The 25,958-nt window shown below is 30.6% G+C and carries 29 protein-coding genes; 25 read left to right on the forward strand and 4 right to left on the reverse strand.

The window, feature by feature from the left end; genetic code table 11:
- Window positions 1–253 precede the first annotated feature (253 nt).
- Window positions 254–826: a glycerol-3-phosphate responsive antiterminator gene (locus G9F71_RS07415; protein WP_124997569.1), complete on the forward strand. Its 573-nt coding sequence runs from the start codon at window positions 254–256 to the stop codon at window positions 824–826.
- 152 nt (window positions 827–978) lie between these two features.
- Here G9F71_RS07415 and G9F71_RS07420 read toward each other — a convergent pair whose 3' ends face one another.
- From G9F71_RS07420 to G9F71_RS07435, 4 genes are all read right to left on the reverse strand, one after another.
- Complete coding sequence (locus tag G9F71_RS07420; protein WP_164951354.1) at window positions 979–1,812, reverse strand: carbohydrate ABC transporter permease; 834 nt, start codon at window positions 1,810–1,812, stop codon at window positions 979–981.
- Complete coding sequence (locus G9F71_RS07425) at window positions 1,809–2,672, reverse strand: carbohydrate ABC transporter permease (RefSeq protein WP_164951421.1); 864 nt, start codon at window positions 2,670–2,672, stop codon at window positions 1,809–1,811. Before G9F71_RS07425 ends, G9F71_RS07420 begins: the two co-directional genes overlap by 4 nt.
- Window positions 2,673–2,835: 163 nt before the next feature.
- On the reverse strand, window positions 2,836–4,158 hold the full coding sequence (locus G9F71_RS07430) for an ABC transporter substrate-binding protein (protein WP_164951355.1): 1,323 nt from the start codon (window positions 4,156–4,158) through the stop codon (window positions 2,836–2,838).
- Window positions 4,159–4,478: 320 nt separating this feature from the next.
- Window positions 4,479–4,643: a hypothetical protein gene (locus G9F71_RS07435; protein ID WP_164951356.1), complete on the reverse strand. Its 165-nt coding sequence runs from the start codon at window positions 4,641–4,643 to the stop codon at window positions 4,479–4,481.
- Between the two features lie 196 nt (window positions 4,644–4,839).
- Between G9F71_RS07435 and G9F71_RS07440 the strand changes: the two genes are divergently transcribed.
- From G9F71_RS07440 to eutL, 24 genes are all read left to right on the forward strand, one after another.
- Window positions 4,840–5,259 carry a HutP family protein gene (locus G9F71_RS07440; protein ID WP_124997577.1) on the forward strand — a complete coding sequence of 140 codons (420 nt, stop codon included), beginning with the start codon at window positions 4,840–4,842 and terminating at the stop codon, window positions 5,257–5,259.
- Window positions 5,260–5,563: 304 nt separating this feature from the next.
- Window positions 5,564–6,574 (forward strand): ABC transporter substrate-binding protein, encoded by a 1,011-nt coding sequence (locus G9F71_RS07445; RefSeq protein ID WP_164951357.1) that lies wholly within the window; start codon window positions 5,564–5,566, stop codon window positions 6,572–6,574.
- On the forward strand, window positions 6,574–7,467 hold the full coding sequence (locus tag G9F71_RS07450) for an ABC transporter permease (RefSeq protein WP_164951358.1): 894 nt from the start codon (window positions 6,574–6,576) through the stop codon (window positions 7,465–7,467). Before G9F71_RS07445 ends, G9F71_RS07450 begins: the two co-directional genes overlap by 1 nt.
- Window positions 7,451–8,245, forward strand: coding sequence for an ABC transporter ATP-binding protein (locus tag G9F71_RS07455; RefSeq protein WP_124997583.1), 795 nt, complete (start codon window positions 7,451–7,453; stop codon window positions 8,243–8,245). Before G9F71_RS07450 ends, G9F71_RS07455 begins: the two co-directional genes overlap by 17 nt.
- Window positions 8,246–8,395: 150 nt before the next feature.
- Window positions 8,396–9,400: a type II CAAX endopeptidase family protein gene (locus G9F71_RS07460; protein ID WP_164951359.1), complete on the forward strand. Its 1,005-nt coding sequence runs from the start codon at window positions 8,396–8,398 to the stop codon at window positions 9,398–9,400.
- Between the two features lie 77 nt (window positions 9,401–9,477).
- Complete coding sequence (locus tag G9F71_RS07465) at window positions 9,478–9,918, forward strand: GNAT family N-acetyltransferase (RefSeq protein WP_164951360.1); 441 nt, start codon at window positions 9,478–9,480, stop codon at window positions 9,916–9,918.
- Window positions 9,919–9,996: 78 nt separating this feature from the next.
- Window positions 9,997–10,698: a response regulator transcription factor gene (locus tag G9F71_RS07470; RefSeq protein WP_164951361.1), complete on the forward strand. Its 702-nt coding sequence runs from the start codon at window positions 9,997–9,999 to the stop codon at window positions 10,696–10,698.
- Between the two features lie 105 nt (window positions 10,699–10,803).
- Window positions 10,804–11,715: an ABC transporter ATP-binding protein gene (locus G9F71_RS07475; protein WP_164951362.1), complete on the forward strand. Its 912-nt coding sequence runs from the start codon at window positions 10,804–10,806 to the stop codon at window positions 11,713–11,715.
- Window positions 11,708–12,448 (forward strand): hypothetical protein, encoded by a 741-nt coding sequence (locus tag G9F71_RS07480; protein ID WP_164951363.1) that lies wholly within the window; start codon window positions 11,708–11,710, stop codon window positions 12,446–12,448. Before G9F71_RS07475 ends, G9F71_RS07480 begins: the two co-directional genes overlap by 8 nt.
- 18 nt (window positions 12,449–12,466) lie before the next feature.
- Window positions 12,467–13,153: an ABC transporter permease gene (locus tag G9F71_RS07485; RefSeq protein ID WP_164951364.1), complete on the forward strand. Its 687-nt coding sequence runs from the start codon at window positions 12,467–12,469 to the stop codon at window positions 13,151–13,153.
- A gap of 106 nt (window positions 13,154–13,259) precedes the next feature.
- Window positions 13,260–14,183, forward strand: a complete 924-nt coding sequence (locus G9F71_RS07490; protein ID WP_164951365.1) for an ABC transporter ATP-binding protein — start codon at window positions 13,260–13,262, stop codon at window positions 14,181–14,183.
- Window positions 14,176–14,919: an ABC transporter permease gene (locus G9F71_RS07495; protein ID WP_164951366.1), complete on the forward strand. Its 744-nt coding sequence runs from the start codon at window positions 14,176–14,178 to the stop codon at window positions 14,917–14,919. Before G9F71_RS07490 ends, G9F71_RS07495 begins: the two co-directional genes overlap by 8 nt.
- A 90-nt stretch (window positions 14,920–15,009) precedes the next feature.
- Window positions 15,010–15,915 carry a sensor histidine kinase gene (locus G9F71_RS07500; RefSeq protein ID WP_164951367.1) on the forward strand — a complete coding sequence of 302 codons (906 nt, stop codon included), beginning with the start codon at window positions 15,010–15,012 and terminating at the stop codon, window positions 15,913–15,915.
- A gap of 130 nt (window positions 15,916–16,045) precedes the next feature.
- The gene (locus tag G9F71_RS07505) at window positions 16,046–16,291 is read left to right on the forward strand and encodes a hypothetical protein (RefSeq protein WP_164944966.1); all 246 of its coding nucleotides are present in this window, start codon (window positions 16,046–16,048) and stop codon (window positions 16,289–16,291) included.
- A 26-nt stretch (window positions 16,292–16,317) separates the two neighbouring features.
- Window positions 16,318–16,962 carry a membrane protein insertase YidC gene (gene yidC / locus G9F71_RS07510; protein ID WP_164951368.1) on the forward strand — a complete coding sequence of 215 codons (645 nt, stop codon included), beginning with the start codon at window positions 16,318–16,320 and terminating at the stop codon, window positions 16,960–16,962.
- A gap of 211 nt (window positions 16,963–17,173) precedes the next feature.
- Window positions 17,174–18,343 carry a 1-propanol dehydrogenase PduQ gene (locus G9F71_RS07515; protein ID WP_164951369.1) on the forward strand — a complete coding sequence of 390 codons (1,170 nt, stop codon included), beginning with the start codon at window positions 17,174–17,176 and terminating at the stop codon, window positions 18,341–18,343.
- Window positions 18,344–18,567: 224 nt separating this feature from the next.
- Window positions 18,568–18,912 carry an ethanolamine utilization microcompartment protein EutS gene (eutS, locus tag G9F71_RS07520; protein ID WP_124997607.1) on the forward strand — a complete coding sequence of 115 codons (345 nt, stop codon included), beginning with the start codon at window positions 18,568–18,570 and terminating at the stop codon, window positions 18,910–18,912.
- A 9-nt stretch (window positions 18,913–18,921) separates the two neighbouring features.
- Entirely contained in the window at window positions 18,922–19,353 is a 432-nt protein-coding gene (locus G9F71_RS07525; RefSeq protein ID WP_164951370.1) for a EutP/PduV family microcompartment system protein, read from the forward strand.
- A 38-nt stretch (window positions 19,354–19,391) separates the two neighbouring features.
- Complete coding sequence (locus tag G9F71_RS07530) at window positions 19,392–19,964, forward strand: ANTAR domain-containing response regulator (protein WP_124997611.1); 573 nt, start codon at window positions 19,392–19,394, stop codon at window positions 19,962–19,964.
- Window positions 19,957–21,366: a sensor histidine kinase gene (locus G9F71_RS07535; RefSeq protein ID WP_164951371.1), complete on the forward strand. Its 1,410-nt coding sequence runs from the start codon at window positions 19,957–19,959 to the stop codon at window positions 21,364–21,366. Before G9F71_RS07530 ends, G9F71_RS07535 begins: the two co-directional genes overlap by 8 nt.
- Window positions 21,367–21,544: 178 nt before the next feature.
- On the forward strand, window positions 21,545–22,978 hold the full coding sequence (gene eutA, locus G9F71_RS07540; RefSeq protein ID WP_164951372.1) for an ethanolamine ammonia-lyase reactivating factor EutA: 1,434 nt from the start codon (window positions 21,545–21,547) through the stop codon (window positions 22,976–22,978).
- 22 nt (window positions 22,979–23,000) lie between these two features.
- Window positions 23,001–24,365 (forward strand): ethanolamine ammonia-lyase subunit EutB, encoded by a 1,365-nt coding sequence (locus G9F71_RS07545; protein WP_164951373.1) that lies wholly within the window; start codon window positions 23,001–23,003, stop codon window positions 24,363–24,365.
- An 18-nt stretch (window positions 24,366–24,383) separates the two neighbouring features.
- The gene (eutC, locus tag G9F71_RS07550) at window positions 24,384–25,262 is read left to right on the forward strand and encodes an ethanolamine ammonia-lyase subunit EutC (RefSeq protein ID WP_164951374.1); all 879 of its coding nucleotides are present in this window, start codon (window positions 24,384–24,386) and stop codon (window positions 25,260–25,262) included.
- Between the two features lie 30 nt (window positions 25,263–25,292).
- Window positions 25,293–25,946, forward strand: coding sequence for an ethanolamine utilization microcompartment protein EutL (gene eutL, locus G9F71_RS07555; protein ID WP_124997621.1), 654 nt, complete (start codon window positions 25,293–25,295; stop codon window positions 25,944–25,946).
- Window positions 25,947–25,958: the final 12 nt, after the last annotated feature.

Raw genomic sequence — 25,958 nt, forward strand, 5'->3', positions numbered from 1 at the left:
ATAATATAATTCCCATAGATGATTTAATTAGAATGTTCTGATTAAAACGTAAAGATTATATTTGTGTATTTGGTATAAAAGTATAACAAATAAATAAACTTGAAAGAAAAATAGCAGTGTGATAAAATTAATTTTATTAATATAAGGTCGAAGATAAGGGAACTATAATTTAAGGTAGCGTAGTCTTGATATTTTGTTTTATTATATTAGGTTATATTATGGAAACTAAAATAAATGTTTGGGGGATATATTATTGGAAAACTTAGATCAATTACTAATAGAAAACCCGGTTATTGCAGCAATAAGAAATGAAGAAGATTTAGAAAAAGTAATTCATAGTGGTGTTCTTATTGTGTTTGTATTGTATGGAAGCATAATAAGTCTAAAGAAAATATGTGTGAGGCTTAAAGAGGCAGGCAAAGTAGTATTTGTTCATGTGGATTTGATAGAAGGATTAAAAGGGGATTATACTGGACTGCTTTTTATAAAGCAATGCGGAGAACCCTACGGTATTATAACTACAAAAGCAACAAATATAAAAAATGGAAAAAAATTAAATTTTTGTGTTATACAGAGAATATTTGTGGTGGATTCACTTTCCCTTAAAACAGGAATACATAATATACAATCTGTGCTACCAGACGCTGTAGAAGTTATGCCAGGAGTTGCAAGCAAGATTATTAAAAGTATGGAAAATCAAGTTCGAGTACCAATTATAGCAGGGGGCTTAATTCAAACTAAAAAGGATATAATGGAATCAATTAGTGCAGGAGCCATGGCAATTTCAACAACAAAACAAGAATTATGGACTTTATCTGAGGAGTAAAGGGAACAAGGATTTCAAGTATAATTACTTTGAAATCCTTGTCTTTTATTTTCAGCAGTTTATGCACGCGTTTGCACGAAACAATAGGGAATAATAAAAAATATCTTTACCTCAAGTGAATTTAAGGTAAAGATATTTTTTAGGGAAATTGATTATTTTATACTTCCAGCTGCTATAGATTTTATAATTTGTTTTTGTGCTAAAAAATAAAATATTACAACGGGAATAATTGCGAGAGTTAACCCAGCAAGAGCTAAATGCCATTGCTTGGTATATTCACCAAAGAAGAAGAAAGTTCGCAGTGGTAATGTTTGTGTCTCTGGTGTATTGATAACCAAGGAAGGCAATAGAAAATCATTCCAAAGCCAAACTGTATTTAAAATAGAAACCGTAACAGTTATTGGCTTTAATAGTGGGAATATTATATACCAAAAGGTTTGAAATTTGTTACAACCATCTAACATGGAAGCCTCATCTAACTCTTTTGGGATTCCTTTTACAAAACCATGATATAGAAATATGGATAAGGCTGCTCCAAAGCCAAGATACATAAATATGAGTCCGCCCATATTTAATAATTTAAGGTTGCCCATAATTCTAATTAGTGGCAACATGATGGCTTGAAAAGGTATTAACATGGATGCAACAAATAATAAAAGAATAGCATTGCTTAACTTTGATTTTGTTCGCTCTAGCATCCAGCCAGCCATTGAAGCAAATATTGCAATAAGAATAACACCACTTATTGTTATTATTAAAGAATTTGTAATTGCACTTACATAGTGTAATCTATCAAATGCTTCTTTGTAATTATTAAAAGTGAATATTTTAGGAAAGGATAATACACTTCCAAATAACTCTTTTTTTGTTTTGAATGAATTGATAATAATAATATAAAAAGGTGATAAAAACAATATACCTAAGGCAACACCAACAACTCCTAGAGTTACGTTACCTGCCGTTAATTTTTTAGTCTTTTTTATCATGCTTCCACCTCATTTTTCTTAGAAAAATACACTTGTGTTAAAGTGATTACACCAACTATTAAAAGAAATATAACAGCTTTTGCTTGCGCTACGCCCATATGATTAAATTTAAATGCTGTGTTGTAAATATTCATAGCTAGCATCTGTGTTGAATTAGCAGGTCCACCTGCAGTTAAAGATAAGTTTTGGTCGTAAAGCTTAAAGGAATTAGATAAAGTTAAAAATAAACTTACTGTAAATGCAGGTCCTACAAGAGGGAATGTAATGTTTTTTATTCTTTGCCATGCATTTGCACCATCTATTTTAGCTGCTTCCGTAAGCTCTGGTGGTATGTTTTGAAGAGCAGCTACATAAATAACCATTAAATACCCTGACATCTGCCATGACATTAGTATTACTAATCCGAAAAATCCAGTAGTGCCATCCGATAACCAACCTAGTAGCCAGTTCTGATGAAGGAGATTTCCAAGTCCGGCAAAAACTTGTGTGAAAATAAACTGCCAAATAAATCCAAGTATAAGTCCACCAATTAAGTTAGGCATAAAAAATATAGTTCTAAGTAGATTGTTACCTTTCATTCCAGTTGTTACAAGTAAAGCAAGTCCAAATCCGATACAATTTATTACTACTACTGAAACTACAGTAAATAAAGCTGTAAATTTGAATGAATCAAGAAAAGTTGGATCATTAAAAGCGGTTACATAATTTGTGAATCCAACCCAAGTTATTTTGGAGCTAATTCCATTCCAGTCTGTAAAAGAATAATAAACTCCAAAAATCAATGGTATGAGTATAACTAAAGTGAATACAGCTAAGATTGGTCCAACAAACATCCAAAAGGACAAATTATTTTTTTTCATCACATTATTTTTAAAGAAATTGAGCATTTTCTTACATATGTTTAGTCGATTATTTTTTTTCATCACATTATCTCCTTTCATGCACTATCCATAATATTAAAATAATCCTGGAAGGACTTTGATTTTTCCAGGATTATGAAATATTAAGTCTTATTGAGTTATACTATTTTTTTCTTGAATCTGCCCATGATTTTTTGACATTTTCTACTAATTTATCCCATGTGATAGTGCCAGCAGTATATTTTTGGACATCTGTTCCGAATTTTTCCATGCCCCAACCTGTAGGATATCCCATGAATACCCATGGCATTGTTTTTCCTTCGGTTACATATTTAAGGACTTCTTTACCTAGTGCATCTTGTGGTTGCAAGTTTGCGCCTTCAAAACCTTTTAAAGCTGGTATAAACTTAAAGTCTTTAATAATCATTTCTTTACCTCTGTCTGAAGTATATAACCAGTTTAAGAAGTCGGCAGAAGCTTTTTTTGCTGCATCATCTTTTGAACTGTTAATAGCCCAATACATAGGTACTCCAACTGGAATACAACCTTCTTTAACACCATCTAAAGGCGTTGGTAATATACCAATGTTTTTAGATAATTCTGGGTCGATACCATCGATTGATCCAAAAGCCCAGTTTCCTTGTTGAATAATTGCTACTTTACCCATAGAGAACATTTTTTCAACTTGCGTTGAATAATCTAAGCTATTAATTGATTTATTAGAACCATCTGGTTTATATGCATATTTAATTTGAAGATCTAATAGTTTTTTTAATGGTTGATTTTGTTTAAATGTTGTTGTTTTTGCATTAAATGCATCTAAAACTGTTGGAAATTCATTTGCAAAAGCAATGTTAGATAAGTGGAGTCCAGTTACCCAAGTTTCCTTGCCAGGCAAAGCAAATACCGCATCTAGTTTTAAGTCTTTTTTCTTTGAATCCAATGTTTTTGATGCAGCTTCTAAATCTGCATAGGTTTTAATTTTTGAAGCATCAATTCCTGCTTTTGTGAATATCTCTTTATTGTAAATAAGTCCATATCCTTCCTGGTTAAATGGCATACCCACAAGTTTACCATCCATTTTCACAGCGTCTAAGGTTCCAGGGTAAGCTTGTGCTACCCAAGGCTCTTTTGAAAAATCTTGAAGTTTTGCCTTCCAGTCAAGTGCATCTTGAGGTCCACCTATATTGTATATGGTTGGTTCTTGTCCTGATGCAAATTTAGATTTTAATGCTGCACCATAATCTTCTCCACCACCAACTGTTTGTACATTAATTTTAACATTTTTATTTAATGCCATGTATTCTTTTGTAGCTTTTTCAAGAGCATCTTTAGCCTCAACTTTAAATTGGAATATATCTACTACTACATTCTTCGCTGCCGCTTCTGGAGCAGCAGGCTTGGTACCCTTACTACAACCAGACAATACACTTGCCATTACAGCAATTGTACATGCAACTGAAATAAGTTTTTTTGTATTTTTCATTATTTATTCCCCCTTATTTTAATTAAACTTTATTTGTGCAATCGTTTGCTTAATAAAACAATAAACCATTTCAAGAAGATTGTCAATATAGTAATATTATTTATTTATCTATCTATTTAAACACCTTCTTGATTGGTGGGTAACCCTAGGCAGTGTTGTAGGTTAGTGCGTAAAATTGTTAATGTAGTAGCATCGCATATGATGATTTAATAGAGCTAGATATATGTGTCAAAAGTGTTGCATTAAATTTAAGCTTAAAAAAAAGCAATCTCTTTACCTGAAATAAATTTAAGGTAAAGAGATTGCTTTTTTTAGATTGTTTAAAGTTGTTTGTCACAATCTAAAGGCCCACATATGTCAAACTCGGAATCTGATGGTTCTGGCACAAAATTTGCATCTTTTTTTGCTTTTTCAAGTTTAGCTTTTTCTATTTTTACTGATTCCTCTGGGCTCAAGTTTTTGGGTTGTATTTCTTTATCTGTCATTAGTAATCCTCTCCTTTTTTAATAGTGTAGTATAGTTTATTTACTATACTATAACCCTAAATCTAAATTATATCAATGATTGTGAACAAATATTAATTATTATATTAGATTAATTATTTGTTGTTTTTAAATTTTGGATGCTACTATAATATATGTTATAATACAAGTAAAAAATATTAAGGTAGAGGTGATACTTATGGATCATAAAAGTACAGACATTGCTAAAGTTTCTGTAAAAATGTCCCTATGTTCAAGAGCTAGTGAAGAAAAGCTCATAATAGCTTACAAAGAAAAAGGAGTAATAGTTACTGCAATAGATATTGGAGGTAATTTTTCGGGATTTACTACAAAGGTAATTGAAAGTGCTATTGTAGCATCTAAAAGAGGTGGACTTATAAAGGATTGTCACGTTCATGAGGGTGCTGTAGCGGGTGCTACTAAAGAAGCCTTATCGCAGATTGCATCTAAAGCAAACGGCTTAAATGTGGGCGGTAAAATAGGAATAGCTAGATCTGGTGAACATATAAGTGTGTGTATATTTTTAAGTATAGGACTACTCCATTTGAATGAAGTTGTAATAGGACTTGCACATCGTTCTATACCTGATATTTATTAATTAGGATTTAACATTTAAAAGTTTCGTATTTTAAAATATATTAAAAGTTTCGTATTTTAAAATATATTGACATTTCAAATAAGTTGTTATATTATATCTATAAAGTTTTAAAGAGGTAGTAGTAACAAATTTGAGGAAGACCATAATGTAGATAATGTAGGTAATGTAGGTAATGTAGGTAATGTAGAATGGTAGCGTAGCATGGTAGGCATTAAATGGTAGGAATTAATACGTAAATAAAGCTGGCTATAAATTAAATAGTAGCTTTTATTTTTATAACTAAATATTTTAGGAGGATGGTAGTATGGTAGCAAAAAAATTATTATTAGGTGTAATAGGCATGTCTTTTTTAGGTGCCTTTGTTTTAACAGGCTGTTTATCTGCTAAAACAAAAAATCAAAGTAATTCTGATAAGGTGATAAAAATCGGAATAAGTCAACTCGTAGAACATCCAGCATTAGACAAAACTCGCATAGGATTTATAGACGCCCTTAGCTCTAAGGGGTTTAAAGATGGCGAAAAAATCAAGATAGACTTTCAAAATGCCCAAGGGGACATACCAACAGCTCAAACTATTGCAAGCAACTTCATTTCCGAAAAGAAGGATTTAATATTTGCTATAGCAACACCTAGCGCGCAGGCAGCATATAGCGGTACTAAAAATATTCCTATACTTATAACTGCTGTAACTGATCCTGTAAAATCCGGTCTTGTAAAATCTCTAAATAAACCAGGTACAAATGTTACAGGCACTAGTGATATATTGCCTATGGATAAACAATTTCAGTTAATGAAAAAATTAATACCTAACTGCAAAAAGGTAGGTATATTGTATAATACTAGTGAAGCAAATTCAGAAATCCAAGTAAATATGGCAAAAGAAAAAGGGTTAAAGATGAATTTAGAAATAATAGCTGTGGGGATTTCAAGTTCTAATGAGATATCACAAGCATTAAATTCATTGATTCCTAAAATTGATGCTTTATATACAGTAACAGATAATTTGGTAGCATCTTCAATGCCTCTCATTAGTTCTAAAGCCATTGAAAAAGGAATTCCTATAATAGGCGCTGAAAAAGCCCATGTTGAGGCTGGTGCACTAGCTACAGAGGGTATAGACTACTACAAACTTGGTTTTCAAACAGGTCTTATGGCAGTTGATATCATAAATGGTAAAAAGCCAAAAGATATGCCAGTGCAGACGTTAAAGGAAACAACACTTACCATAAATGAAGTCGTGGCAAGCAAACTTAAGATTACCATACCTAGTGATTTAAAGTCAAAAGCAGTGCTAGTTAAGGGTGGTGCTAAGTAATGGATGGCTTAATTATAAATATATTAGAACAAGGATTTATATTTGCAATAATGGCTATAGGTGTTTATATAACTTATAGAATATTAGATTTTCCTGATTTATCTGTAGATGGAACATTTGCATTAGGTGCTGCAGTTACAGCAGCTGCACTAATAAAAGGTGTAAATCCTTATATATCACTACTTTTAGCTTTCGTTTCAGGTATGATGGCTGGAGGAGTTACTGGGATACTTCATGTAAAGCTTAAAATAACAAATTTACTTTCGGGTATTCTAGTTATGATTGGACTTTACTCTATAAATCTTAGAATAATGGGCAAAGCTAATATACCACTATTTTCACAAAACACTATTTTTTCTAATGATATTTCCCCGGTAATCATAATTGCACTATTTGCTATTTTAGCTAAGATAGCTTTAGATTTGTTTTTAAAAACAAAACTTGGTTTTATATTAAGAGCGACAGGGGATAATCCTCAAATGGTAACTTCACTAGGCGTTGATATAGGAACTATTAAAATACTTGGTCTTATGATTTCAAATGGTCTTGTAGCAGTTTCAGGGTCTATGATGGCTCAATATCAAAGATTTTCTGATGTAGGTATGGGAACTGGAATTATAGTTATGGGGCTAGCTTCTGTTATCCTAGGAGAAGCTATTTTCAAAAAAGCTTCATGGTGGGTTCCAACAACTACGGCAATTTTAGGCTCAATATTATACAAAGGTAGTATATCTTTCGCTTTAAAATTAGGTTTACCACCAACAGATTTAAAACTTGTAACTTGTATAATTGTTATATTTGCTTTGGCTTTAAACGGGCGAAAATTTAATTTTAATTTTAAAAGGTTAAAAAGAGTTAATTTGGGAGGTGTGCCAATTGCTCCAAATAAATAATCTTAAAAAAGTTTTCAATAAAGGCACAATAAATGAAAAAGTAATATTCAACAATTTTAACCTTCATATAAATAAAGGGGATTTCATTACTGTAATAGGTAGCAACGGTGCCGGAAAATCAACCCTTTTAAATTTAATATCTGGTTCAATATTACCGACTGGAGGATCTATTTCTTTAAATGGAAGAGATATATCAGCCCTTCCTGAACATAAAAGAACAAAATTTATAGGTAGGGTATTCCAAAATCCAACTTTAGGTACATCCCCTTCTATGTCTATATTAGAAAACTTATCCATGGCTTCTAATAAAGGACGTAAGTTTGGATTAACTCCTGGCATTAACAAGAAAAAAATAGCTCTATTTAAGGAATCATTATCAGGACTATCTTTAGGCCTTGAAAATAATTTAAGTAAAAAGGTTGGTTTGTTATCTGGTGGTCAAAGACAAGCTTTGTCGCTACTTATATCAACCATATCTAATCCAGACTTATTGCTGCTGGATGAACATACAGCAGCCTTGGATCCTAAAACTTCTGAAAATATAATAAAATTAACTAAAAGTACTGTTAGTGAAAAAAATATAACTACAGTGATGATAACTCACAATTTAAATTATGCTATAGATATAGGAAATAGATTAATAATGCTCCATGCTGGAGAAATACTACTAGATATTAGCGGTGAGGAAAAGAAAAATTTGACTATACCTAAACTATTAGAATTATTTAACAATAAAAGTTCTGTGGACTTTATAAGTGACGAAGTAGCATTCTCTTAAAAATTTTGGAAAGGAGGTAACTTTAAGTTATCTCCTTATTTTAGTTTATAAATTTATTGATACTTAGGTGTACATTTACATGAGAAGGAATTATATACTTAATGTAGAATATAGTATATAGTATATTTTAGAAAAATTGGAGGAATTTTTATGGACGAAAATTTAAAACAAACAAAAGATGAAGTCTCACTATTTTTATTTATAACATTTTTAATCACTTTTCTTATGGGAGGGTTTATGCTCTATGTCCATAAAACCATGATAAATGTTAACTTAGCAACATTTGCAGGTGTGCAAATGTTTTATCCAGCTTTTGTTGTTATTGCTTTAAAGATGTTTTACTATAAAGAGGAAATAAACAATAACATATTGATATTTTACAAAATTTATATAGGGTTATTTATAATTTCTTTTGCTATTCAAATACTAGGAGTCTTTCTTTTTCCACATAAATTAGAGATTGTACAAGCAATAGTGCTTAGCATATTTAGCATAGTAACTTTTAGTTTGGTTACAAAAAATAAAGAAAATTGTTTCGATAAAATAAATATGGTTTTTGGTAAGAATTTTAAAATGGTAATTATATTAGCATTAATATTTTTCATACTAAAATTAGTTGTTTCCCTTGTATATGCAATCTTACCGGGACAAGTATTTTCAATATCTGGTAATGATATTTCAAAAACTATCTTATCAATCATTACAATTCCAATTAACATTGTACTAATTTGGACTATGTTTTTTGGTGAAGAATTTGCATGGAGAGGATATTTACAACCAAGACTTCAGGTTATGTTTGGTAAAAAGCTAGGAGTAATAATTTTAGGAGTTATTTGGGGATTTTGGCATTTTCCATTATGTTTTATGTTATACAGTCCAGCTACACCTATACTCTGCGTTATTTCTCATGTTTTTTATTGTACTATAATTGGAGTGTTTTTAGGATATGTTTATATGAAAACAGGCAACCTGTGGTCCGTTATAATTATTCATATAATTAACAATTCTTCCTTGTCAGCTGAAGCGGGTTATGGAGCAATATTGACGTTAAAAGATGTGGCTATTTCAATTTTATTGTTTGCTATAGTTTATTTACCTTTCATATTTACTAAAGAATATAAGGCTGATAAGAATGAATTTAATATACAAGAATAAATAGATAGAGAGGATTTCATCTCTTAAGTGCTGAGTAGCTTACGAGAATTTGTCTGAAATCCTGGAGGGAATAATGTATGAATATATATTTTAAAAAAGTAACAAGTGAAAATTATAAAAAGGTAATATTACTATCAGTAGAAGAAAGTCAGAGAAACTTTATTGAAAGTAATGAAGTTTCTTTGGAAGAGTCAAAAACAGGAGATCATTGGAGGCCGGTTGCTATATACAATGATAATGATATTATTGGATTTGCAATGTATGGGTATTTTCATTGTGAAAAACGTGTGTGGCTTGATAGACTTATGATTGATAAAAATCATCAAGGGAAAGGTTACGGTAAGATTGTACTAAAGTTATTAATAAATCACATTATATCAGAGTATAAATGTGATGAAATTTATTTAAGTATTTTAAAAGACAATGTTAAGGCACAAAGATTATATGAAGAATTTAATTTTAGGTTTAATGGAGAATTAGATATTAGTGGAGAATTTATAATGGTATTAAAAATATAAAATATTCCAGTAAAATGGATTCACAGGAACAACTAGGAAACTTGCCGGGTAGTGGCACCTGTGCTCTGAGGAGAGAATATGAATAAAAATATTAATATACTAATAGTAGAAGATGATAATACCATAAATACTTTACTCGCTAGGCTTATGGAGAAAAAAGGATACAATGTAGTGCAAGCTTATTCAGGTACAGAGGCTATGTTATGTATTGAAGCCAAGGAATTTCAATTAATACTTTTGGATTTGATGTTGCCAGGAATAGCCGGGGATGAATTAATTAAAAATATAAGAAAAACTAAAGAAATGCCTGTGATTGTAATCTCAGCTAAAATTGATAAAAAAGATAAGGTGGAGATACTTAATCTAGGAGCAGATGACTATATTACTAAGCCTTTTGATATAGAAGAAGTATCAGCTAGAGTTTATTCAAATCTTAGAAGGTACATGAAGTTTAATAATAACAATGATGAAAACCAAAATTTAGTTTATAAAAATATAACCTTGAATAAAGAAACCAAACAAGTTTATGTAAACAATAAAGAAGTTAATTTCACAGCAAGAGAATTTAATATACTCCAATTATTTTTGAGCTATCCCCAAAAGGTATTTTCAAAGGCGAATTTATTTGAGAGTGTATGGAAAGAAGAATATTTAGGTGATGATAATACGATAAATGTTCATATGAGTAATTTAAGAAACAAATTACAAAAAGCTAATCCAAAAGAAGAGTATATAGAAACTTTATGGGGAATGGGTTATAAACTTAAAGGACAAACTTAAGATTTTCTTAAGGAATCCTTTAAGTTTTTTTATGTTTTGGGCTATAGAATAATCTTAACAGATTAAATTAAATCTGAATTTTTTAGATTTAGGGGGAGATTATTTATGAATGAAGTTTTAAAAGTTAATGATGTAACTAAAGTTTACGGAAAACAAACGGTACTTGATAATGTTAATTTATCCTTGGAACAAGGTGAAATTATGGGGTTGGTAGGACCTAATGGTGCAGGAAAGACTACTCTTATGAAAATCATTACAGGACTTATTAAAAAATATGATGGAGATGTTTATATAAAAGATGAAAATATAAAAAGCAAGAAAAAACATAATACAAAACAAATAGGTTGTGTAATAGAAACACCTGGTTTTTATCCAGACTTAACAGGCTATGAAAATTTATTATTTTTCGCTGAAATATCTGGATTAAAAGATAAAAATGAAATCAATGAAATAGTTAAAAAATTAGGCATTGAAAGTTATGTGAATAAAAAAGCAAAAAAATATTCTTTAGGAATGAAACAAAGACTGGGAGTAGCTCAGGCAGTTTTAACGTATCCAGCTATATTAATATTAGATGAACCTACTAATGGATTAGATCCTGCCATAGTGCCAGAGCTTAGGAAATTCATAAAGTATATAGCAAAGGAAAAGAAAACGGCAGTACTTATATCAAGTCATATTCTTTCTGAGATAGAACTAATGTGTGACAAAGTTGCATTTATACAAGAAGGAAAAATAATTAAAATTGAAAGTTTAAAGAAAAGTGAAAAAGATACCGCTGTCATTGCTTTTGTAACAAGTAAATTAGAAGAATTAAAGAGCTTTTTTAATGATAAAAAGCTGAATTATAAAATATTAGGTGAAGATAAATTGCATGTTGCATTAAATCCAAATGAATTAGAAAATTTAGTTTTAAGTATAAGCAAAGAGAATATACCCATTAGAAGCGTATTCGAGGTAAAAGAAAGCTTAGAACAAAAATACTTAAAAACTATGGGAGATGAGAAAAATGCATAAGTTACTAAAGATATCTTGGCTTAATGTTAAAAATGCAGCATACTCCAAGGAGTTTTTATTAGGAATAATTGCAGCTTTTTCTTATTCTATGTTATGGGTTTTTCTTGTTCACCCTGCGCAATATGGACTGGAGGGCTACGATTTTGAATTTGGACGTTTTTTATATGTAATAATACTATATGCAGCTGTTTCAATTATTAGAAATGATATAAGGTTTAACACCACAAAAACTATTTTTACAGGAGTCTTTAGCAGAATAGAAATAATGATTTCAAAAGGGATAGGTTTAATTATATGGGGAATTATTTTTTCTGTAATAGTTGAGATAAATAATGTATTAGTATCTTGCATCTTGCATGAAAAAATAGGAATCACTGGATTTTTGACGCTCAATCATTTGCACCTATTTATTACTTATATTGTTATAACATTTTGTATGGGCAGTCTTATGGTGCTTATTGTTTCTATAATGTTTAGCGAAAAAAAATCTATTTTATTTTTTATAGTAATACTTAGCATGGTGAATTTTTACACTGCTTATTTTACAATTCTTATTTATAACCATCCAGAAGTTGCAAAAAACTTTTCCACTTATATGAAAACACCTTTTTATAATACAGTAATGTTAATGCAGGGTCAATTTAATTTGAAATCAGTATTAATAAATATAGCATGGTCAGTGTTCTTTTGTGTTTTATCTGCTTTTATTATTAATAAAAGAGAAATTAAATAGAATAGGAGATGATTTGTTTTGGAAAGAATTTTAAAGGTTATAACCTTAGAGATAAAGAAAAAAAGATTTTTAAAGAATTTAATAATTTCTTTATTTGCTTTGACTTGTATTTTATTTCTAGCTTGTGTAAAAGGTGGAATGACAAGAATACCATCAATGTTATTACAACTGGTTCCATATATAATTTTAGTTATTTACAGTGTCTCATTAACACAGGAGTTTGAAAATAAAACAGATAAAATCATATTTACAGGTATATTTAGTAGAAATGAAATAATGGTTTCTAAAATAATTAGTTGTATAGTTACATCTATAATATGCTTTATATTTTATGAAATCCTATCGATTATATGCAATACTTTTAATGGAGCAACATTTTTTAATGAATTAAATGTATTTCTTATTTATGCTTTTACTCTGGGTTCTTTTATATTATTAGTTTCAGTTATCACGCCTAACGCTATACTTACAGGGATTATTGGTTATGTAATGTACTTTGATTTGATATTAGTACTTTTAAATCAAGCATTAGAATCTAGCAGAAATGAAATGTTAAAACATGTTATACTAAATTTACCATTATATATAGCTAATACTGGATTTCATATAGGAAATTATACTCTGCACCAATCCATTATTATGATAAGCTGTGGAATACTATTTTTAGGATCAGCTTGTGTTATAATTAACAGAAAAAACATGTAGGATGGTTATTATAACAAGCTAGATGGAATTTTAATTAATATGTGAAAGCAGCCTGGAATATTTAATTAAAAACTTTTATTAGTTGATTATGGAGGATATTTATGAGATGGATAGCTTTGTATTAAAAATAAATAAGCTTACAAAAAAATATAAAAATATAAGTGTGCTTAACAATATTAGTATGACAGTAAAAAAAGGACAAATATATGGCCTTATTGGTCTAAATGGAGCGGGAAAAAGTACCTTAATAAAAATTGTAACAGGGCTTATAGAAAAAAACAGTGGAAGCATGGAGTTGTTTTGTGAGCATGAAGCTTTGAAAATAGAAAATAGTCGGAGGCGAATAGGTGCCATTATAGAGTCGCCAGCACTTTATGAAAATAGAACCGTTTATGAGAATATGCATATGGATAGAATTCAAAAAGGCATTCCAGGAAAAGCGTGTATAGAAAAGTGGTTGTGCATAGTAGGCCTAATGGATGTACAATATAAAAAGGTGAAAACACTGTCCTTAGGAAGTAAGCAAAGATTAGGTATAGCAATGGCACTACTTGGTGAACCAGAATTTTTAATTTTAGATGAACCAATTAATGGGTTGGATCCAATAGGTATAATTGAGATACGTGAATTATTGAAAAAATTAAATGTAGAATATGGAATGACAATTCTCATTTCTAGTCATATATTAGAAGAACTTTATCATATTGCGAATTACTATGGAATAATTCATAAAGGCAGATTAATAGAAGAAATAACTGCAGATGAGTTAAATGAAAGATGTAAAAAATTTATTCATATTAAAGTTGATAATGCATCTAAAGCAGCCGTTATAATAGAAAAAAAGCTAAAAACTTCAAATTATAATATTTTATCTGATAATATTATAAAACTATATGATTATATAGATGATTCAGGAAAAGTAACAGGGATACTTGTAAATCAGGGAATTACAGTGGAACAAATTATGCCTATGAGAGAAAATTTGGAAACATATTTTGCTAAAGTCATAGGAGGACTACAAAATGCTTAATTTAATAAAAGTTGAATTCTATAAATTAAAAACTTCTAAGTTATTTTATTTCATAATATTTGTTAATTTACTCCAAGCTGTTGTAATTTATATTTTTTCAGACAATTTAAGAGTTATGAATGGCAAAAAATCACTAGCATTTATATTTAATATGCAAAGTTCCTTAGCATTAATAATATTAATAGGAATATTTGCTTCGGATTATATAGTAACTGAGTTTACTTCTGGATGTATCAAAAACATAATTGCCTATGGACATAAAAGAATAAGTATTTTCACAGCAAAAAGTATAGCCTATTATGTAGGTATTGTAATTATTAGTTCTATACCACCATTATTAATGACAGGTATAAATACGGTAATCAATGGATACGGGGAAGCAATTACGGTTAATTCTCTATTGTTTGTAGCACGGGTATATCTGCTAATGTTACTTGTACATATTGCTATAGGGAGTGTTTGCGTTTTAATAGCATTTATTTCTAGAAATGTTAGTGTTACTATGGCGCTAATTGTATCTCTGGATTTCATTAATAGAATATGTATGGCAATAGCTACTCAAAAATCTGGAATTATGTTAATTTATGACAAGATAATATTTGCCCAGCCTAGTATAGTAGCATCAAATAGCTGTACATCAGCTGAAGATCTACAGGCAGTTATTGTATCTATAATAACGATATTTATAGCTACAACAATAGGTGGGTATGCTTTCAAAAGAGCCGACATAAGTTGAAGTCGTTAATGTAACAGTACCAAAGGTGATGACTTAAGGAAAGGCTAAACTTCTAAAGTAGAGGGTAACTCACGAAAGGCGGGGAGGAAAATGATATATATAATTGCAGTCTTATTAATTATAGTAACATTTTTAATAACTCGTTTGTTTTATGTGGAAAGAGGAGTAGAAAGTATAACAAAGCAGCTTATAGATATTAATGAAAATAAAAGAGATAAAAAGTTAACCATAGGATTATTAAGTAAAAGGATTGAAGCATTAGCTGAGGAAATAAATAGGATTATACAGGTAAAAAAACAAAGTAAGGCAAATAAAATCAAGAGTGAAAATGATTTAAGACAAACAATTGCAAATATGTCTCACGATCTTAGAACACCTTTAACATCAATTATAGGGTATATTCAATTTTTAAAACTAGATAATATAAGTGAAGATGAAAAAAAAGAATATTTGGATATAGCGGAGCTAAGAGCAAAATCACTAGAGTGTTTGTTAAATGATTTTTATGAGTTGTCTTTAATAGAATCATTAGATTATGAGTTGGATTTACAAAAAATAAATATCAATAAAATACTGCAAGAAGTTATGCTAAGCAAATATGCTGATTTTATGAATAGAGAAATAAGGGTAAACATAAAAATACCTAAAGAAAACATATATATAGTAGCTGAAGAAAAATCCTTAGAGCGTGTAATAGAAAATTTATTAAGTAATACCCTTAAATATGCAAAAGATACTGTGGATATTTGTTTGAAAGTAGAGAATAATATGGTACTACTGAGAATTAGTAACATTGCTAAAGATTTGACCTTAGATGATGCGAAACATATTTTTGATAGATTTTATATGGCGGATAAAACAAGGAGTGATAAAGGAACTGGTTTGGGACTTGCCATTGTAAAAGGATTAGTTCAGAAGATGAACGGGAATATAACAGCAGATATTATAGATAAAACCTTAAATATTTATTGTAAGTTTCAAATTATCAAATCATAATTGATATTTATATTTAAAATGATAATATAATTTGTTTATAAATGGGATAATTTAAAATTATAAGAGTATGTATAATAATTTTCCAATATATGATACAATGATTTAAAATAATAGATAGGGGGAGTGTAAGTTGAATTATGACTTAATAAATTTAATTCAGTTAATGTTTTTAGTAATATGTTTTACTGGCATATTCTCTTATACGGTATACGCCTATAAAAATCTTAAGCATAAAGTTGAAGAAAAAATTACAAAAAATATTTTAATTCAGTGGCTTGGATTTATAAAAAATATACTTCCTGAAGATTACATAATTTATGAAAAGTATGGTATATGGATATATTTAGAGCGTTTTAAAATGGAAATGATGTTTTAGCCAAAATTATTCTAAGGAGGATAAAAATGAACATCATTTTTAATTTTTTAAGCGGTTTATTAAATTCAATTTTTAATTTTACTGGGGATTGGGGACTAGCAATAGTTTTACTTACATTAGTGGTGAGATTAGTACTTTCACCAATGTCTTTTAAACAAAAAAAATCCATGCAACAGCAACAAAGGTTCGCTATAAAAATGAAAGAAATTAAGGAGAAATATAAAGATAATAAAGAAAAACTTGAAGAAGCAGTTAAAAAACAATCTACTCAAAGTGCAAAAAGCATGATGGGTTGCTTGGTAACTTTGCTCCAATTGCCTATATTAATGACTATGTGGAGTGTATTTAATAAAATTCCTGTGGACGTGGGAACATATCTTATACCTTGGGTGTCTAGTATTAAGATATCTGACAGTTATTTTGTTGTTCCACTAATATATGTGATTGTATTATTAACTCCAAGCTTGCTTTCATATGTAACTTTATTAAAAATTGAAGGTCAGGCTAAAATTAGTAAAAGTAGTATTATAGTAATGGCAGTAGGTGGTTTATTTGTTGCTAAAGCAGCGCCAATTGCAGTGGGTATATATTTGATAACCACAAGTGTGTTTAATTTTTTAGAAGAGCTTGTTTTTAGAATGCATATGAGAAATTTAAAAACTGAAAAGTAACAGTAATATGCACATAGGATTTTCGAATTTAAAATTGAATTACTTTAAATTATTAATTCTTGACATATCATAATATAAAATATAAAATTCAACTATAGTATAATTTCATATTTTTATTATGCACAATGAAGTGTATTAAATGAGCAAAGGTGCTCCATGGGAAATAATTCCTATGGGGCTTTTTTTATTGTATTGTGAAAGGAGAATATTAATGGAAAGTTTTAACATCAAAACACAGATATATTTTGGGGACGATTCATTAGAAAGATTAAGTAAGCTTAATTGTCATAAGGTATTTATAGTTACGGATCCGTTTATGGTAAAGTCAGGTGCTATAAATAAAATTACTGATGAAGTTTTAAAGGGAGATGCTAAGTATCTAATATTTTCAGATATTTTACCAGATCCACCCATTGAAGTTGTAGTAAAAGGTATAGAGGTTATGATGAGATTTAATCCAGAGGTAGTTATAGCTCTAGGTGGTGGTTCTGCTATAGATGCAGCAAAGGCAATATGTTCTTTTAGTTCTAAAGTGCAAGAGCGTATAGGATGCGGAGTTAAAAATACTAATAAAATTAAATTTATAGCTATACCTACAACTAGTGGTACAGGTTCAGAGGTCACAAGTTTTTCTGTGATTACAGATGCAAGTAAAAATATAAAATATCCACTAGTATCAGATGAATTAATTCCTGATGAGGCTATATTAGATGCACAGCTTGTTATACCTGTACCAAATTTCATAACAGCAGATACCGGTATGGATGTACTAACCCATGCTATAGAAGCCTATGTTTCTACAAAGGCAACAGACTATACGGATGCCTTAGCCGAAAAAGCTATAAAATTGGTTTTTCAAAATTTAATGAGGGTTTATAAGAATGGTAATGATATTGAAGCAAGAAAGAAAATGCATAATGCTTCATGCATAGCAGGGATAGCGTTTAATAATGCATCACTTGGGCTAAATCATGGAATGGCACATATTATTGGTGGGAAATTTCATGTGTCTCATGGAAGAGCTAATGCTATAGTACTGCCCCATGTAATAGAATACAATGCACATATAAAAGGTTTTAATTCAAGTGATTATACAGAGGCAGCTAAAAGATATTGTGAAATAGCTAAAATATTAGGTTTGCCATCTTCAAATGTTAGACAAGGGGTAAAAAATCTAATAGGAGCTATAAATAAGCTTTTAAAGGAATTAAATATGCCCAAAACACTAAAAGAAGCAGGAATAAGGGAAGAAGATTTTCAAAAGGAAATTTTAGAAATGTCTAATATAGCTATAGCGGATAGATGTACTGAAACAAACCCAAGAATACCTCACCAAGGGGAAATAAAAGATTTATTTGAAAGGGTTTTTTATGAAAATTAATAAGGCACATTAAAATAAATCACACTAAAAAATTCACAATATTAAAAATATTTTCTATTGATTGAATTTTAACATTGACAAATTAAACCAAGGGGTATAGAATCTAAATATGGGTGCACAATGGCGTGCAAGTCTTAAAGAAAGCAATGTGGCTTCTTAAAAATATAATTATATTTTTAAGAAGCCTATATTTTTATAAAATTTAAAGGATTTGTGGTGATACTATGGAAGAAAAACAAAGAGTAATACAGGAATATGTTCCTGGAAAGCAAGTTACATTAGCCCATTTAATTGCGAATCCCAACAAAGATCTATATAAAAAACTAGGACTTACATCAGATCATAAGGATGCCTTAGGAATACTTACTATAACACCTAGTGAGGCTTCTATTATAGCAGCAGATGTGGCGACAAAGTCAGCAGATGTATCTATTGGTTTTGTAGACAGATTTAGTGGCTCAGTGGTTATAGTTGGTGATGTAGGTAGCGTAGAGTCAGCACTTACTGAAGTTATAAAGGTTCTTACTAATGTGCTTGATTTTTCCGAATGTAAAATAACTAGATCTTAGAGGTGCAATATGAAAACGTTAATGTTAATTGGAAAAACAAGTTGTGGAAAAACTACTTTGACTCAAGCTTTAAACCAAGAAGAATTACAGTATAAAAAAACCCAGACAGTTGAAGTTATTGATGGCATTATAGATACTCCCGGTGAGTACATTGAAAACAGATCTTATTATAGGGCACTTATAGTTACTTCTGTAGAAAGCGATGTAATCGCTTTGATTCAGGATTGCAGCGAGGAAGCTAATATTTTTCCTCCAAGCTTTGCTAGTATATTTGCAAAGCCAGTTATTGGAATTATTACAAAAACTGATTTGTGCTGTGATGAAAACAAGATAAAAGCAGCAGAAGAGGTTCTAATAAGCGCAGGTGTAGAAAGAATTTTTAAAGTAAGTGCTTTTGGTAAAATTGGTTTAGAAAACTTAAAGGATTATCTTATTGATTAAACTTTTCAAAAATCTATTTTTATTTTATGAGGTGAAATATGAATAAAAGAATAGTAATAGCCGATGATGAGCCTATTACAAGAATGGATTTAAAAGAAATATTAGAAGCTGAAGGATACGATGTTGTAGGAGAAGCTTCAGATGGATTTGATGCAGTAGAATTGTGTAGAAAACATTCACCTGACTTAGTGCTTATGGATATAAAGATGCCTCTTCTTGATGGACTAAATGCAGCTAAAATAATTCAAAATGAAAATTTAGGTAGTGGAGTAGTATTAATCACTGCTTATAGTGGCAAAGAGTTCGTAGAAAAAGCTACTAAGGTAGGCGCTATAGGATATATAGTTAAGCCTATAGATGAAAAATCACTTATTCCAACTTTAGAGGTAGCTATATCCAAGAGTGCAGAAATAAAAAAAATAAAAATAGAAATTGAAAAAGTTTCGAGTAAGTTAGAGGAAAGAAAAATTGTAGAAAAAGCTAAAGGCTTGTTGATGCAAAGAGATAAAATCATTGAGCAAGATGCTTATGACAATATTAGAACACTTAGTATGAAGAAGAGATGTTCAATGGGAGATATAGCCCAGGCTATAATAATGAGTTATGAATAGTGGAAATATATATGAACTATGCAAAATGTACACTAATTTAGATGAGGATGATATTTTAAAAATAGAACAAATGTCATCTTGTATTAAATCTTTTGCGGATATTCTAAATGCAGATGTTTTTATAGATTGTCCAACTAGAGAAGCTGATGAAGCAATAGTTGTAGCTGAAGCAAAACCTATTAACAGACCTTCATTGTATCAAAACACTGTAGTAGGTGAACTAGCGTTAAGAGATAATGAGCCTGCTGTGCTTAGAACCTTAGATCTTGGCATAGCAACAAAAGACTTGAAGGCTCTGACTCAAGAACATATAAATGTGAGGCAAACGGTGTCACCTATAGAGAATAATAGCAAAATTATAGGGGTTCTAATAGTAGAAAAGGACATAACAGAAAAAATAAATAAAAATAAGCATATGGAAATGTTAGCAGAAGGCTATGAGCAGCTAGCAAATACCTTAGTATCTTCTACTGAAAATGAAAATAACATAGCAGATCACTTAGATGAAGCTATTATTATCTTTGATGAAGAAGGTGTAGTTAGGTTTAAAAATCCTATTGCGGAGTTATTATACAAAAAACTTGGCTATAAAGAAACCCTAATAGGCATGGATTATGACAATTTAGCTTTAGATGATACTAATTTTGAGCAGGTAATGAGTTCTCCGAATTCTAATGAATGTGAAGTGCATTTAGGAAAATTGTTTTTTAAAGTTAAGAGAATAATATTAACTGATAAAAATTTAAAACTGGTTACTATGATTAGGGACATAACAATGATGAAGGAAAAAGACAAGGAATTAATTTTAAAATCTGTAGCTATTAAAGAAATTCACCATAGAGTGAAAAACAATCTACAGACTATAGCAAGTCTACTTAGACTTCAAGCAAGAAGAAGTGATAACCAGCAGACTAAAGATTCATTAAATGAAAGTATGAATAGAATTTTAAGCATAGCAGCTACCCATGAATTATTATCTCAAGAGGGTTTGGATGAAGTAAATATACAAGAAGTTATTATTAATATCAAAAATAACGCTATTAGATATTTTAATGCAGCTAATAAAAATATTGAAGTAAATTTAATTGGAGATAATTTTAAAGTAAGTTCTGATAAAGCAACCTCAATAGCCCTTGTAGTAAATGAATTACTTCAGAATTCATTGCAATATGCTTTTATAGATAAAGATTCTGGGAATATAGATCTTATAATTGAAAAAAGTAGAATATATTCTACTATTACTGTAGTTGACAATGGCACAGGTTTTGATATAAATAATGTTAGAAAAAATAGCCTAGGACTTAGCGTAGTAAATAGTATAGTTGTGGATAAGCTAAATGGGAATATTAATATAGCTTCAGATTCAGAAGGAACTAAAGTTTTATTTGATTTTAAGAATTAAGGGTTACATAAAAGATTAGATTTTTTATAAATTAATATGGATAACCGAAACACAATGATGTGTTTTTGGGGTAAGCGATGAGGCTTAAAGTTATTTTTGATAAATAACTTTAAGCCTTTTTTGTTACCTAAATTGTGTTTCTAAAAATCTATATAAACATTTGAAAAGAGGAATTAATATGAGAGAAGAAATTCTAAGTGTTGGTATAGATATTGGTACTTCCACAACACAACTTGTATTTAGCAAGTTAACTATAGAAAATTTAGCCTCAAGTTTTGCCATACCTAGAATATCCATTGTGGATAAAGAAGTTATATATAGAAGTGAAATATACTTCACCCCACTTAAATCTCAAAAGGAGATAGATGGGGAAAAGGTTCGGGAAATAGTAGAAAGAGAATATCACAGTGCGGGAATAGCTACATCAGATGTTATAACTGGGGCTGTTATAATAACCGGGGAAACTGCTAGAAAGCAAAATGCAAATGAGGTGCTGCAAAATTTAAGTGGATTAGCAGGAGATTTTGTTGTTGCCACTGCTGGACCTGATTTAGAATCAATAATTTCTGCAAAGGGTGCAGGAGCAGATAAAATTTCAGAGGATTACGACTCTACTGTAGTTAACTTGGATGTTGGTGGAGGAACTACTAATATAGCAGTTTTTAAAGATGGAAAGCTTTTAGATACAGGATGTTTAGATATAGGTGGAAGACTTATTAAAATTGATAAGGAGTCAGGTGTCATTATATATATTGCTGAGAAGATAAAGGAACTGGCAGAGTTAAAGCATATCCATATAGAAGAAGGTGAAAAGCCTTCAGTTGAAGCTTTGAATATCATAGTGGATGAAATGGTTAAACTTTTAGAGGAAAGTGTGAATATAAGACCTAAGAGCAATTTCTATGAAAGAATACTTACCAATAAGGGAATTAAGAAGGATATAGAAGTAGAGTATATTACTTTCTCTGGAGGAGTTGCTGATTATGTTTACAAAATGGACACTGAGGATATGTTTAAGTATGGAGATATAGGTGTATTACTTGGAGTGGCTATTAGTAAGTCAAACTTATGTACTAAACTTGTGGTTAAAAGATCTATAGAAACCATAAGGGCTACAGTGGTAGGAGCTGGTTCACACACCACAAATATTAGCGGAAGTACAATAACATATACAGAGGATAAGTTTCCTATTAAAAACCTTCCAATACTAAAGCTTTCAGAGGAAGAAGAAAATTCCGGTTATGAAAACATGGTAAAAGTTATAAAGGAAAAACTTAAGTGGTTTACACTTGAAAATGAGCTTCAACCTGTTGCTATAGCTATAAAAGGGAAATTAAATCCTAGTTTTGTAGAAATACAAAAATTAGGTAAAACTTTAATGGCAGGTATGGAAGATATTTTAAAATCGGATTTTCCAACTATTTTAGTAATAGAAAATGATATAGCCAAGGTTTTGGGACAAACTTTATATAGGCAGCTTGACTTTAAAAAACAAGTTATCTGTATTGACACTATAAAGGTTGAAAATGGTGACTACATAGACATAGGTAAACCTCTAGCAAATGGTAGAGTTTTGCCAGTAATAATCAAAACGCTGATATTTAGTTCATAAAAAATAAGAGGGGTGAATTATCTTGAAATTAAAAACAAAGTTATTTGGAAAAGTGTATGATTTTAAATCAATAATGGAAGTTATGGCAAAGGCAAATGAAGAAAAATCAGGAGATAAGCTTGCTGGGATTGCAGCAGAATCTTCAGAGGAGCGAGTAGCGGCTAAGGTAGTTTTAAGTCATTTAACTTTAGAAGATTTAAGAAATTGCCCGGCAGTACCTTACGAAATAGATGAGGTAACTAGGATAATTCAAGATGATGTTAATGAAAAGATATACGCTGAAATTAAAAACTTAACAGTATCTGATTTTAGAGAGTGGATTCTAGATGAAAATACCACAGGAGAAAATATTAAGAGGGCTAGCCGCGGTATTACTAGTGAGATGGTAGCTGCCGTAACTAAGTTAATGTCAAATTTGGATTTGATTTATGCAGCAAAAAAGATAAGAATTACTGCACATTGTAATACAACGATAGGACTTGAGGGAACCTTGTCTGCAAGACTTCAGCCTAACCATACCACAGATAATCCACAGGGGATTTTAGCATCTCTTATGGAAGGATTAACTTATGGTGTTGGGGATGCGGTTATAGGATTAAATCCAGTAGATGATTCCGTTGAAAGTGTAATGAGAATTCTTAAAACCTTTGAGGACTTTAAGAATGAATGGGAAATTCCAACTCAAAACTGTGTACTAGCTCATGTAACAACACAAATGGAAGCTATAAGACGTGGAGCTCCTGCAGATTTAATTTTCCAAAGTATAGCAGGTTCTCAAAAAGGAAATGAAGCTTTTGGAATAACAGCAGATATGTTGGAAGAGGCAAGACAATTAGCACTTAAAGAAGGAACAGGTTCTGGTCCTAATGTAATGTATTTTGAGACAGGACAAGGATCTGAATTATCTTCAGATAGTCATTATGGTGTTGACCAATTAACTATGGAAGCAAGATGTTATGGATTTGCTAAAAGATATAGCCCATTCTTAGTAAATACTGTTGTTGGATTTATCGGACCTGAGTATTTATATGATAGCAAAGAAGTTATAAGAGCAGGTCTTGAGGATCACTTCATGGGTAAATTAACTGGAATACCAATGGGTGTTGATGCTTGTTATACAAATCATATGAAAGCAGATCAAAATGATATAGAAAATTTATCTGTACTTCTTACAACAGCAGGATGTAACTACTTTATGGGATTACCTCATGGGGATGATATAATGCTTAACTATCAATCTACTGGATATCATGAAACAGCAACACTAAGAGATCTATTAAATTTAAAACCAATAAAAGAGTTTGATGATTGGATGGAAAAAATGGGATTCACAAAAGATGGAAAATTAACTGAAAAAGCAGGAGACGCATCTGTATTTCTTAAATAATGAGAGGAGGAATAAATAATGGTATCAGAAAACGAATTAAAAAAATTGGTTGAGCAGGTGTTATTAGATATGACATCTAAATCTAAGCCAGTGGTAGCGAAGGCTGAAAATGTTATTAATGCTGAGGTTGAAGATGGATTTATTGAGGATATTACAACTGTTGACATAAAAAAACAACTTTTAGTTCCAAATCCAGCAGATGCTAAAGGATATTTAAAAATGAAACAATCTACTCCAGCAAGATTAGGGATTTGGAGAGCGGGTCCTAGGTATAAAACAGAAACAGCTTTAAGAGTTAGAGCAGACCATGCGGCAGCTCAAGATTCAGTTTTTTCATATGTTTCAGAGGAATTCTTAAAGGAAATGAATTTATTTTCGATTAAAACAGAGTGCAAAGATAAGAATGAATATATAACAAGACCAGATTTAGGGAAAAAAATAACTTCCGAGGGTATAAAAGCTATAAAAGATAACTGCAAAATGAGACCGCAGGTACAAATATATGTATCAGATGGATTAAGCTCAGCAGCTATAGAAGCTAATGTTCGTGACGTACTTCCAGCTATTGTGCAAGGTCTTGAGGGTTACAGAATTTCTGTAGGAACCCCCTTCTTTCTTAAAAATGGAAGAGTAGGGGCTATGGATGTAGTATCTGAAACTACAGAAGCTGAAGTTACTTGTGTACTTATAGGAGAAAGACCAGGTCTAGTTACAGCAGAAAGTATGAGTGCCTATATAGCATACAAAGCTACTGTAAATATGCCAGAAGCTAGAAGAACTGTTGTATCTAATATCCATAAAGGCGGTACACCTCCAGTAGAAGCAGGTGCTCACCTAGCCGATATAATAAAATTAATGCTTGAAAAGAAAGCAAGTGGAGTAGATTTAAAATTATAGTAAAGAAATTATAAGTAGGAGGGCAAATATATGAAAAATGAAGCTATTCGTGCAACGGTATTAGGTGTAAAAATAATATCAAATGTTAGCCAAGATTTGGTAGAGGCGTTTAATTTATCTCCACATCATAAGAGTTTAGGAATTATAACAGCAGATATAGATGATGTTACGTATACTGCTTTAGATGAAGCTACTAAATCAGCAGAGGTAGAAATAGTGTATGCTAAATCAATGTATGCAGGTTCTGCAAATGCAAGTACAAAACTTGCAGGTGAAGTTATAGGAATAATGGCCGGTCCAAGTCCAGCAGAGGTTAGCAGTGGACTTAATTGTGCTATAGATTTCATTGGAAATGGAGCGAATTTTGTAAGTGCTAATGATGATAATTCAGTGCCATATTTTGCTCACTGTGTATCAAGAACAGGAAGTTTCTTATCCAAATCAGCAAATATTAAAGAAGGAGAGCCTTTAGCTTACTTAATAGCACCTCCACTTGAAGCTATGTATGCATTAGATGCAGCGCTGAAAGCAGCAGATGTTAAGCTCGTGACTTTCTACGGACCACCATCAGAAACTAACTTTGGTGGAGCATTGCTTACAGGAAGCCAATCAGCTTGTAAAGCTGCTTGTGATGCATTTGCAGCAGCAGTTCAATTTGTAGCTGAAAATCCTACAAGCTTTTAAAGTAGGAAAGTT

This window comes from Clostridium sp. FP2, from assembly GCF_011065955.2.
GTDB classification, from domain to species: Bacteria; Bacillota; Clostridia; order Clostridiales; family Clostridiaceae; genus Clostridium_AD; species Clostridium_AD tagluense.